This is a genomic window from Streptomyces purpurascens (assembly GCF_045040895.1).
In the GTDB taxonomy this organism is placed as follows: domain Bacteria; phylum Actinomycetota; class Actinomycetes; order Streptomycetales; family Streptomycetaceae; genus Streptomyces; species Streptomyces purpurascens.
Map to the genome: position 1 here is coordinate 7,279,721 of NZ_CP108341.1, position 11,317 is coordinate 7,291,037.

Consider the following 11,317-nt stretch of genomic DNA (forward strand, 5'->3'; position numbering starts at 1 on the left):
TCCAAGGCAATGTTCTTGTGGAATCGATGCAGGGCGTTTATGGGAGGGGTCTTGAGCCTGCGGCAGATGGAGTACTTCGTGACGGTCGTCGAGGAGGCGTCCTTCACCCGCGCGGCGGAGGTTCTGCATGTCTCTCAGCCCGCGCTCTCCCATCAGGTCAAGGCCCTGGAACGCTCGGTCGGCGGTGCGCTCCTGGAGCGCCTGCCGCGCGGGGTGCGCCTGACGCCGATGGGGCGGGCCTTCCTGCCGCACGCCGAGCTCGCCGTGCGCAGCGCCGCCCAGGCCCGCCGCGCGGCCCGCGCCGCCGCCGGTGCCGAGGGCGGAGAACTGCACATCGCCGCCGTGCACTCCGTCGCGGTCGGCGTCCTCCCGGGCGTCTTCGCCCGCTGGCGCGCCGCCCACCCGCGCGTCCTGCTGCACCTGCACGAGTACGCCTCCTCCGAGGCTTTGGAGGAACAGGTCGAGCGCGGCACGGCCGACCTCGCCGTCGGCCCGGCACCCGCCGGCTGGCCCGGCACCGTCGTGCCGGTCGGCGAGGAGGACATCGTCCTGGTCGTGCCCTTCGACGACCGCTTCGCCGGCCGGACGGCGGTGACGCTGCCCGAACTCGCCGACCGCCCCTGGGTGCGCTGCGCCATGGAACCCGTCGTCCAGGGCGAACGCTTCCTCGACTGGGCCTGCGGCCGGGCCGGATTCACCCCGCGCACCGCCGTGTTCACCGAGCACAGCTCCACAGCGGTACGGATGGCCGCCGCTGGGGTCGGCGTCTGCGCCGTGCCCTCCCACCTCGTGCGCGACGCGGTCGGTGAGGACTGTGCCGTCCTGGCCCACGACCCGCCCTGGAAGCGCACACTGACGGTCTTCTCCCGCGTACCACCGACCGGCGCGGCCGAGGCCTTCATCGACCTGCTGCGCTCGGCATGGCCCTACCCACGCGTGGCTCCCGCCGCCCCGCTGCGCGCGTACGAGGACTGCCCCGAGGGCGGCCCCGCGGTCGCCTGAGCGAGGCGCTGGGGGCAGGCGCGGGCACGCGCGCGTGCCCGCGCCTCAGCGCGCCTCCGGAATCGCCCCGGTACCCCGCCACGCGTCTGTGCCGCGCCGCCGTGCCCGGCGCGCCCGCTTGCCGTGTCCGGCGCGTTCGCTCGCCGTGCCCCGACGCGATCCGCCCGGCCTCACCCGCCCACCCGCTCCAGCAGAGCCACCGGCAGCCCCGCGAAGAGCTCCTCCACGCGTGCGTGCCCCGTGAACTCGCGCCCCGGCTCCAGCACATCCGCCCAGCGCCCGGGCGGCAGTGGCAGCCGTGTGTCCCGCCAGCCGCCCGCCTCCGCCAGCCGCAGGGACAGCCGTGTCACGGCCGTGAGCACCTCGCCGGAGCGCACGAACGCCGCACAGTACGCCGCAGCGGGGCCCTCGGCGGTCAGCGGCGTGTACGTCGCCGTGTCGCCGAAGGCGTCGGGCCGCCGCCCCCGCAGCCCCAGGGCCGCCCGTGTCACCGCGGCCTTCCGCCCGGAGGTGCCGCCGGACTCCTCGGGCGGGAAGCCCACCGCCCGCCGGTTGTCGGGGTCGACCAGCGCCCGGTACTCGGCCTCCGTGCCCTGGTAGACGTCCGGGACACCCGGCATCGTCAGCTGGACCAGGGCCGTGCCCAGCACGTTCGCCCGGATGTGCGGCTCCAGTGCGTCCCGGAAGGCCGCCACCCGCTCGGCCGGCGCCCCGCACGGCCCGGCCGCCACGAACCGCGCCACCGCCTCCTCGTACGGCGGCTCCTGCTCGGTCCAGCTCGTGTACATGCCCGCCTCGCGCACATGCTTCAGCAACGCCCCCTGCACCCGCTCCGGCGACCCCGGCTCCGGACCCAGCCCGAACACCGTCTGCCAGGCCGCCCACGCCAGTTGCGCGTCCGGCACGCCCTCGCCGGTGCGCGTCACCTCGGCGAGGACGTCCGCCCAGCGGTCCGGGCACTCGGTGAGCACGTTCAGCGCCGCCCGGACATCGCCACTGCGCTTGGTGTCGTGCGTCGAGGCCACCGTGCCGCTCACCGGCCAGTCGCGCTGCACGCGCGCGCAGTACGCGTGGAACTCCTCCGGCGACAGCGCGGGAGAGCCCGGATTCCCGCCCACCTCCGTCGCCGACAGCAGCGGCACATAGCGGTAGAACGCCGTGTCCTCCACCGACTTCGCCCGCAGGGCCGACGCGGTCTGCGCGAACCGGGTCCGGAACTCCACCTGAGCGGGCCCGTCGCCGTACCGCCCCAGCACCAGGTCCCGTACGACGTCCACCGCACCCGCCTCCTCGGGCACGGCGAAGGCCTGCCGGGCCTCGGCCGCGGCCTCCTCGGTGACGACGGACGCGGCGTCGGCCGACTCGTAGGGCCGGTAGACGTCCATGCGCACCAGGAGCTCCTGGAGCGCCGTGCGCAGCGCCCAGGGCGCGCGGTCGCGCAGGGCGGGCTCGGGCGCGGTCGCGCACAGCCGGCCCGCCACCCGGGTCAGCCGGTCCATCTCCGTGGCCAGCTCGTGCGTGAGGACCTTGTACGCCGCCCGCCGCACGGTCGCCTCCCACTGCCCGCCCCGGTCCGTCTGCGGGGCCGCGAACCGCCGGTACTGCCCCAGGAGGTCCCCGAACCCGGCCGGGTCGGTGAAGAGCCCGTCCACGTGCCGCAGGGCGTCGTAGCCGGTGGTCCCCGCGACGGGCCAGGACGCCGGCAGCTGCTCACCGTCGGCCAGGATCTTCTCCACGACCGTCCAGCGGCCGCCCGTCGCCTCGTGCAGCCGCCTGAGGTAGCCGTCGGGGTCGGCGAGCCCGTCGGGATGGTCGACGCGCAGCCCGTCGATCACGCCCTCGTGCAGCAGCTCGAGGATCTTGCCGTGGGTGGCCTCGAACACCTCGGGGTCCTCCACCCGCACCCCGATCAGCTCCGAGATGCTGAAGAACCGCCGGTAGTTGAGCTCGGTCCGGGCCAGCCGCCACCACGCCGGGCGGTACCACTGCGCGTCGAGCAGATGCGGCAGCGGCAGATCCTCGGTGCCCTCGCGCAGCGGGAACACATGGTCGTAGTAGCGCAGGACGTCACCGTCGACGCGCAGCTCCCCGAGCACCTCGCCCAGCGGCCCGCCGAGCACCGGGAGCAGCACCTGGCCGTCCTGCGCCTCCCAGTCGATGTCGAACCAGCGCGCGTACGGCGACTTGGGGCCCTCGCGCAGCACCTCCCACAGGGCGTGGTTGTGGCGCGGGGCCATGGCCATGTGGTTCGGGACGATGTCCGCCACCAGGCCGAGCCCGTGCTCACGCGCCGTGCGGGCCAGCGCCCGCAGCCCCTCCTCGCCGCCCAGCTCCTCCCGCACGCGCGCGTGGTCGACGACGTCGTAGCCGTGCGTCGAACCCGGCACGGCCTCCAGGACGGGGGACAGGTGCAGATGCGAGACGCCGAGCGAGGCCAGGTACGGCACCACGGCCGCCGCGGCCCCGAAGGGGAACTCGGGCTGCAGCTGCAGCCGGTACGTGGCCGTGGGCACCACCGGGTCAGGTCGCTCAGGTGTCATGAACCGTACGTACCCGCCCGGCCGCCGTTCGTGTCATCGCCCGCGCCAGGTGCGCCGCGCGTCGCCCGGACGAGTGGCTCTTTCCGGACGACGCGGCGGCGTTCCCAGGCGTTCCGAGGCGCCTGGGCACGTGCGGCTACACGGGCCGCTGGAGCACCGTGAGGCTCCGGTCCGTCAAGGTCAGCCGGTCCCCGGCCTGCACCTTCTCTCCGGTGTCCGGCGGCACACCGTCGGCGCGGGCCGTGTCGACCACGACCTGCCACTGCCGCCCGTGGTCGACCGGCACCACGAACTCCAGCGTCTTCGGCGAGGCGTTGAACATCAGCAGGAAGGAGTCGTCGGAGATGCGCTCCCCGCGCGCGCCCGGCTCCGAGATCGCGTTGCCGTTGAGGAACACCGTCAGCGCCGACGCCCGCGCCGAGTCCCAGTCCCGCTGGGTCATCTCCCGGCCCTCCGGAGTGAACCAGGCGATGTCGGACAGGTCGTCGTGCGTGCCCTCCACGGGCCGGCCGTGGAAGAAGCGCCGCCTGCGGAAGACCGGGTGGTCCCGGCGCAGCCACACCATCGCGCGCGTGAAGGCCAGCAGCTGCCGGCTCAGGCTCCCCTCGGACTCCTCACCGTCCCCGCCCTCCTCGGCTTCCTCCGGCCACTCGACCCAGGCCAGTTCGTTGTCCTGGCAGTACGCGTTGTTGTTGCCGCGCTGGGTGCGGGCGAACTCGTCGCCATGGCTGATCATGGGCACGCCCTGGGACAGCATCAGCGTCGCGATGAAGTTCCGCATCTGCCGGGCCCGCAGCCGCCGCACGTCCGGCTCGTCGGTCTCGCCCTCGGCCCCGCAGTTCCAGGACCGGTTGTGGCTCTCGCCGTCCCGGTTGTCCTCGCCGTTGGCCTCGTTGTGCTTGTCGTTGTACGCCACCAGGTCGTGCAGGGTGAAGCCGTCGTGGCAGGTCACGAAGTTGATGGAGGCCAGCGGGCGGCGGCCGTCGTCCTGGTACAGGTCGGACGAGCCGGTCAGCCGTGAGGCGAACTCCGCGAGCGTGCGCTGCTCGCCCCGCCACAGGTCGCGCACGGTGTCCCGGTACTTGCCGTTCCACTCGGTCCACAGTGGCGGGAAGTTGCCCACCTGGTAGCCGCCCTCGCCCACGTCCCACGGCTCCGCGATCAGCTTCACCTGCGAGACCACCGGGTCCTGCTGCACCAGGTCGAAGAACGACGACAGCCGGTCCACCTCGTGGAACTGCCGGGCCAGCGTCGCGGCGAGGTCGAAGCGGAACCCGTCGACGTGCATCTCCGTGACCCAGTACCGCAGCGAGTCCATGATCAGCTGGAGCACGTGCGGGGACCGCATGAGCAGGGAGTTCCCTGTCCCTGTCGTGTCCATGTAGTAGCGGGGGTCGTCGGTGAGCCGGTAGTAGCGCGCGTTGTCCAGGCCCTTGAAGGACAGCGTCGGGCCCATGTGGTTGCCCTCGGCGGTGTGGTTGTAGACCACGTCGAGGATCACCTCGATCCCGGCCTCGTGCAGCGCCTTCACCGCCGACTTGAACTCCAGCACCTGCTGGCCCCGGTCGCCCCAGGACGCGTAGGCGTTGTGCGGGGCGAAGAAGCCGATCGTGTTGTAGCCCCAGTAGTTGTTCAGGCCCATGTCGACCAGGCGGTGATCGTTCACGAACTGGTGTACGGGCATCAGCTCCAGGGCCGTGACCCCGAGCTCGGTGAGGTGCTCGATGACCGCCGGGTGGGCGAGGGCCGCGTAGGTGCCGCGCAGCTCCTCCGGCAGCCCCGGGTGCCGCATGGTGAGGCCCTTGACATGGGCCTCGTAGATCACCGTGTGGTGGTACTCGGTGCGCGGGAGCCGGTCGTCGCCCCAGTCGAAGTACGGGTTGACCACGACCGACGTCATCGTGTGCGGCGCCGAGTCCAGGTCGTTGCGCCGGTCGGGCTCGTCGAAGTGGTAGCCGTACACCTCCTCGCCCCAGCCGATCGAACCGCTGATCGCACGCGCGTACGGGTCGAGCAGCAGCTTCGCGGAGTTGCAGCGCAGCCCGCGCTCCGGGGCGTACGGGCCGTGCACCCGGAACCCGTACCGCTGCCCCGGCATGATCCCCGGCACGTACGCGTGGCGCACGAACGCGTCGCTCTCCCGGAGCTCGATCGCCGTCTCCGAGCCGTCGTCGTGCAGCAGACACAGCTCTACTCGGTCCGCGGCCTCCGAGAAGACCGCGAAGTTGGTACCGGCGCCGTCGTACGTGGCACCGAGTGGATACGCCTCTCCAGGCCAGACCTGCATGGATACGACTCTTTCAGGTGTGCGGCGCCGGTGGGGACGCCTTGGCCCCCGAGTCTCCCCGAAAGTGAGGGAACCTCCTATGACTTATGTCCCTCTTACCGCGTGACCAGTGCATACACGGTATGCCGAACCAATGGGGCAAGAACGTACTCCCGGGGCTGATGGGGGAGTAGGGGGAAGATGTGCGCAACATAGTGCACCGCCACTTGGGCAAGATGGTGGCCGGTACGGCCATCGCCGTGGCCGGGACCGCCGTGATGGTGGGGATCACCCTGCCGGGCACGGCGGGGGCGGACGACACGGGAACCAGGTCGGGGCAGGCGGGGCAGTCCGTCCGGCAGGAGTCCGGCGCGGACCGGGCCGTGGCGCCGGGGGTGGTGGAGGAGGCGCCCGCCGAAGGGGAGAAGGGCAGGGGCCGTGATCCGCTGACCGACGACGAGACGGAGCGGGTCGCGAAGATCGCCCTGAACCGGCAGCTGCTCCAGGGCAGTGAGGGCGTCGACGGGGAGCGCGGCCCGCAGCGTCTCGGCGTCGACCTCGCCGAACCGGAGGCCGACGAGGTCGGCGACCCGGACGCGCCGCGGCGCGCCGACGTGACGTTCTACGACTACCGGGACGACACCCTCGTCACCAGGACCGTCGACCTGGGCACCGGCAAGGTGGTGCGGACCGGCACCCAGCGCGGCGTCCAGCCGCCCCTGAGCGGCGACGAGAAGGCCGAGGCCGCCAGGCTGCTGATCGCCGACCCGCTGGGCGCGGGCCTCAAGGCCGACTACCGGGACGCCACCGGCAAGGAGCTCACCTCCCCGGACCAGCTGCAGCTCAGCGGCGCCGTCTACCGGGCCGCGCCGGGCGCCCAGCCCGCCGTGCTCGACCGCTGCGGCGAGCACCGCTGCGTCCGGCTGTTCCCGAAGATCAAGAACGGGCCGTGGGTCGACGCGAGGTCGATCGTGATCGACCTGAGCGCCCGAAAGGCCGCCCGGCTCGACCGCTGACCCGCTCTCCTCGCTCCTACTCTCACCGTCAGGGAGTCACCTCGTCATGCGCGTGAACAGATACAGCAAGGTCCGCACCCGGGCGGCCGTGGGCCTGACCGTGGCCGCGCTCGCCGCCGGTGTCACCGCCGGCGCGGGACCTGCCGCCGCCCGGCCGAAGGCGGCCCCCGCGGCGCCGGCCGCCGAGTGCAGTGCCGACTACCGCGTCGAGCAGAAGCTTTCCACCGGCACGACCTGGCGGATGTGCTGGCGCTACGACGGCAAGGCCGGCCTCGTCCTGGAGAACATCTCGTACCAGCCCAAGGGCGAATCCGCGCCGATCAAGGTCCTCAACAGCGCCAGGCTCGGCCAGATCCACGTCCCGTACGACGACGGGAACGTCGAGTACGACGACCTGACCGGGTTCGACTTCGCCCAGGGCCTGATGAACCTGGCGCCCGGCGAGTGCCCCGGCGGCACCATCAAGACGGTCAAGGTCCCGGACTCCTGGAACGAGGACCCGAACGTCAAGGGCCTGTGCACCACCACCCGCTCCCGCGGCCACGCCTACCGCATGCAGGGCGACACCGCGAACAAGGTCTACCAGGCCCAGGGCAAGGACCTGCTCGTCTACACCGTGAACCAGGTCGGCTGGTACGAGTACATGACCGAGTGGCGCTTCCAGGACGACGGCACGATCACCATGAACGTCGGCGCCACCGGCAGCCTGTCGTGGGACGACTACGACGCCGGGGACGGCCGCGGCTGGCCGATCGGCAAGGGCGCGAGCGCCGCCAAGGCCACCAGCCACAGCCACAACGCCTTCTGGCGGCTCGACTTCGCCCTCGACGGCTCCACCGCCAACAAGATCGAGCAGTACGACTCGACCGTCACCGCCCCGGCCACCGGCCAGCGCGCCCCGAGCACCAAGACGACCCGCACCAAGGTCACCAAGGAACTCGCCGGGGACAGCAAGAACTACCGCTGGTGGCGTGTGGTCAGCGCGACCGGCAAGAACAAGGACGGGCACCCGCGCTCCTACGAGATCGTCCCCGGCCCGACGACCAAGTACCCGGGCCGCAGTTACACCAAGCACGACGTGTACTTCACCGAGTACAACAAGTGCGAGCTGTTCGCCAGCCACAACCCCGGCGACTGCGGTGCCGGAGCGGGCGCCTCCGTCGACAAGTGGGTGAACGGCCAGGCCCTCAAGCACCCGGTGGTCTGGACGAACATCGGCTTCCACCACATAGCCCGGGACGAGGACCAGCAGCCCATGCCCGTCCACTGGCAGGGATTCTCCATCGCCCCGCGCGACGTCACGGCCATGAATCCGCTCACTCCGGCCGAGCTCGGCTGGCAGAACGGGCACTGGCAGCCGCGGGGTTGAGAACGACCCTGTCCATCCGGCTGCACCGCCGACCGCTCCCGGAGTACCCTTCCTTGATCGTTGGGTGGGGCCAGGCCCCTCGGGAGGCTCGGGGGAGCGGAAGGCGGTGCGCGGGTGGGCTCGGGAGGGCTGGAGCTGCCCCCTGGTGACGAGGGTCACGAGGGGAACTCCACAGACGTCCCGACCGGTGCCGTGTCCCTGGCGCGGCCGATGGACGCGACGGGCTCGATCGGCCCGGAACTGGACTGGGACGCCGACGCCTGGCGCGAGGTGCGCACCCGCGCCCAGCGGGCCGGCCGCGCCTACATCTGGCTGAACCTCGTAGAACAGCGGCTGCGCTCCGTCGTCGCCGCCGTGCTGCGGCCCATCTACGAACCCGTCCACGGCGACGACTGGGTGGTGGCCGCCGCCGGACCCGCCGGTCAGGAGTGGGTGCAGCGCGCCGTCGCCGTACGCGAGGTCAGCCGCCGCAAGGGCTATCTGCTCGACCCGGCCGACGACAACGTCCTGTCCTTCCTCACCCTGCCGCAGCTGCGCGAGCTGATGGTGCAGCACTGGCCCTGCTTCGAGCCCTACTTCGACGACCGCCGGGACGTCGAGCTCGCCCTGGACGAGCTGGAGGTCACCCGGAACGTCGTCTCCCGCAACCGCGCCCTGTCCGAGGCCGTCCTGAACCAGGCCGAGCGCGCCTCGGCCCGGCTGCTCGAGATGCTCGGCGCCGACGGTGACGTGCCGTCGGCACGCAGGCTGCCCGTCGACGCAGTCGAGGACCTGGTCGGCGACCGGTACGCGGACGTGGTCGCCGTCCACCCGGACCGGGTGCGGCTGATGCGCCAGTTCCCGGCCGAGGACATCTTCGGCGGCGCCCGCCGCCTCGACGCCATCGGCATAGGCCTCAACCTGCTCGTGCAGAACTTCTCCGGCCGCCGACTGGTACGGCTGGCCGAGTCGGGGTGCCGGGTGCGGCTGCTGTTCCTCAACCCGGCCTCCAGCGCGGTCAAGCGGCGCGAGCGCGAACTGGGCATCAAGCGCGGCGAGCTCAGCCGGGCCGTCGAGATGAACATCCTGCACATGCGCCGGGTGCGCGCCCGGCTGCGCGACCCGGGTGCCTTCGAGATCCAGGTCTTCGACGAGACGCCCCGCTTCACGGCGTATCTGGTCGACGGCGACGGGGCGGACGGCATCGCGGTCGTGCAGAACTATCTGCGCCGGACGCGCGGCATGGAAGCACCGGTCTTCGTACTGCGCAACGGCAGCAAGGTGGTCAAGTCGGGCGAGATCGACGAAAGCGGCCTCTTTCCCACGTACCGCGAGGAGTTCGAGGTGATGTGGGCGGATTCGCGGCCGGTGTCGTGAACGGTGCCCCGCTGTGGGGCGGTTGTGGTGGTTCACCCGGCCGCCGCCGGGGGTAAGCGGAACGCGCTCCTCGGATTGTCAGTGGTGCATGCGAAGGTGGAGACCACTGGGGGACACCACCGGGGGACGCACCACAAGAAGGGGGACCGCCCATGGGCTGGCACCGGGAGCTGCTGGTCGGCTTCGACCTGGAGACGACGGGCACCGATCCGCGCGAGGCGCGCATCGTCACGGGGGCCGTGATCGAGGTCAGGGGCGGGGAGCCGATGGGGCGCCGTGAGTGGCTGGCCGACCCGGGGGTGCCGATCCCCGAGGACGCGGTGGCGGTGCACGGCATCAGCAATGAACGCGCGGCGGCCGAGGGCAGACCGGCCGACCAGGTGGCGGAAGCCCTCGCCGGCGTCCTCACCTCCTACTGGAAGTCGGGCGTGCCGGTCGTCGCCTACAACGCGGCCTTCGACCTGACCCTGCTCTCCGCCGAGTTGCGGCGGTACGGACTGCCGTCCCTGCGGGACCGCCTGGGCGGCGTGGACCCCGCCCCGGTCATCGACCCGTACACCATCGACCGCTGGGCCGACCGCTACCGCCGCGGCAAACGCAACCTCCAAGCGGTCTGCTCGGAGTACGGCGTGAACCTCGACTCCGCCCACGACGCCACGGCCGACGCCCTGGCGGCGGCCCGGCTGGCCTGCGCGATAGCCGACCGCCACCCCAAGATCGCGAGCCTGGGCCCGGCGGACCTGCACCACCGCCAGATCGAGTGGTACGCGGAGTGGGCGGCGGACTTCCAGGGGTTCCTGCGCCGCAAGGGCGACGCCACCGCTGTGGTGGACGGGGCGTGGCCTCTGCGGGAGTTGGCGGACGAGCCGGTCTGAGCGGGCCTGAGCCCCTCAGAACGGATGCCACCGCACCGTCTCGTCGCCCTCCCGCAGCGACGCCACCCGCCGCTCGAACTCGGCCAGTGCCTTCGGGTTGCTCGGCGCGTGCTGAGCCACCCACGCACAGCTGGCCGTCTCCCGGGCGCCGCGCAGCACCGAGCACCCGTCCCACTCCCGGACATCCCACCCGTACGTCCCGGTGAAGGACTCGTACGCCTCGTCCGCGAGCCCGTACCGGTCATGGGACAGCGCCATCACCACCAGATCGTGCTCGCGCAGGTCGGCGGAGACCGTCTCCAGGTCGACCAGAACCGGTCCGTCCGGGCCGACGTGCACATTGCGGGGCAGCGCGTCGCCGTGGATCGGCCCGGGCGGCAGCCGCGGCGTCAGCGCGGCGGCCTCCGCGGCGAAGCCGTCCCGCCGCGCCCGCAGGTACGCCGCGTCCGCGGGGTCGACCGCGTCGCCCGCGAGCCGCAGCCACCGTTCCACACCGCCCAGCAGATCACGGGCCGGCAGTTCGAAAGGAGGAAGAGGCGTGGCGTGCACGACCCGTAGCAGTTCGGCCAGATCCCGCGGCTCGGCGGGCCGTACGGCATCGGGCAGCCGGTGCCACACCGTCACCGGGTGCCCCTCGACCAGCAGCGCCTTCGGCTCGGCCGCCCGCACCGCGGGCACGCCCGCCTCGGCGAGCCATACCGCGATGTCCAGTTCATGGCGCGCCCGGTCGAGGAGTTCGGCGTCGCGGCCGACCTTGACGACCAGGTCACCGGCGGCGAACACCGCGTTCTCGCCCAGCGCCAGCAGCCGCGCCTCGCGGGCCGCGCCGCCCGGCACGTCCGCCGCGGCCAGTACGTCCCGCGCCCGTGCCTCGTCCATCGTCCGCCTCCGTG

8 protein-coding genes are annotated in these 11,317 nt (G+C 72.4%); 5 read left to right on the top strand and 3 right to left on the bottom strand.

The features are described 5' to 3' along the window. Positions 1–51: 51 nt before the first annotated feature. Entirely contained in the window at positions 52–1,002 is a 951-nt protein-coding gene (locus tag OHU35_RS33130; RefSeq protein ID WP_229872764.1) for a LysR family transcriptional regulator, read from the top strand. A gap of 170 nt (positions 1,003–1,172) precedes the next feature. Here the strand turns inward: OHU35_RS33130 and treY are convergent, their stop codons facing one another. Both treY and glgX read right to left on the bottom strand, forming a co-directional pair. Beyond that, positions 1,173–3,542: a malto-oligosyltrehalose synthase gene (treY, locus tag OHU35_RS33135; protein ID WP_359888416.1), complete on the bottom strand. Its 2,370-nt coding sequence runs from the start codon at positions 3,540–3,542 to the stop codon at positions 1,173–1,175. 136 nt (positions 3,543–3,678) lie between these two features. Beyond that, the gene (gene glgX, locus OHU35_RS33140; protein WP_189721547.1) at positions 3,679–5,829 is read right to left on the bottom strand and encodes a glycogen debranching protein GlgX; all 2,151 of its coding nucleotides are present in this window, start codon (positions 5,827–5,829) and stop codon (positions 3,679–3,681) included. Between the two features lie 182 nt (positions 5,830–6,011). Here glgX and OHU35_RS33145 point away from each other — a divergent pair, with 182 nt between their 5' ends. From OHU35_RS33145 to OHU35_RS33160, 4 genes are all read left to right on the top strand, one after another. Beyond that, positions 6,012–6,824, top strand: a complete 813-nt coding sequence (locus tag OHU35_RS33145; protein WP_189721546.1) for a Tat pathway signal sequence domain protein — start codon at positions 6,012–6,014, stop codon at positions 6,822–6,824. A 46-nt stretch (positions 6,825–6,870) separates the two neighbouring features. Next, entirely contained in the window at positions 6,871–8,193 is a 1,323-nt protein-coding gene (locus tag OHU35_RS33150) for a copper amine oxidase (protein ID WP_189721545.1), read from the top strand. 114 nt (positions 8,194–8,307) lie between these two features. Beyond that, entirely contained in the window at positions 8,308–9,549 is a 1,242-nt protein-coding gene (locus tag OHU35_RS33155) for an SAV2148 family HEPN domain-containing protein (RefSeq protein ID WP_189721544.1), read from the top strand. Positions 9,550–9,701: 152 nt separating this feature from the next. After that, positions 9,702–10,424, top strand: a complete 723-nt coding sequence (locus OHU35_RS33160; RefSeq protein ID WP_405507923.1) for a 3'-5' exonuclease — start codon at positions 9,702–9,704, stop codon at positions 10,422–10,424. A 15-nt stretch (positions 10,425–10,439) separates the two neighbouring features. Here the strand turns inward: OHU35_RS33160 and OHU35_RS33165 are convergent, their stop codons facing one another. Further along, positions 10,440–11,303: a phosphotransferase enzyme family protein gene (locus tag OHU35_RS33165; RefSeq protein ID WP_405507925.1), complete on the bottom strand. Its 864-nt coding sequence runs from the start codon at positions 11,301–11,303 to the stop codon at positions 10,440–10,442. Positions 11,304–11,317: the final 14 nt, after the last annotated feature.

Excerpts from the sequence above, each read along its gene's own strand:
- treY (WP_359888416.1), bottom strand. The coding sequence starts at position 3,542 with ATGACACCTGAGCGACCTGACCCGGTGGTGCCCACGGCCACGTACCGG.
- glgX (WP_189721547.1), bottom strand. The coding sequence starts at position 5,829 with ATGCAGGTCTGGCCTGGAGAGGCGTATCCACTCGGTGCCACGTACGAC.
- OHU35_RS33150 (WP_189721545.1), top strand. The coding sequence starts at position 6,871 with ATGCGCGTGAACAGATACAGCAAGGTCCGCACCCGGGCGGCCGTGGGC.
- OHU35_RS33160 (WP_405507923.1), top strand. The coding sequence starts at position 9,702 with ATGGGCTGGCACCGGGAGCTGCTGGTCGGCTTCGACCTGGAGACGACG.
- OHU35_RS33165 (WP_405507925.1), bottom strand. The coding sequence starts at position 11,303 with ATGGACGAGGCACGGGCGCGGGACGTACTGGCCGCGGCGGACGTGCCG.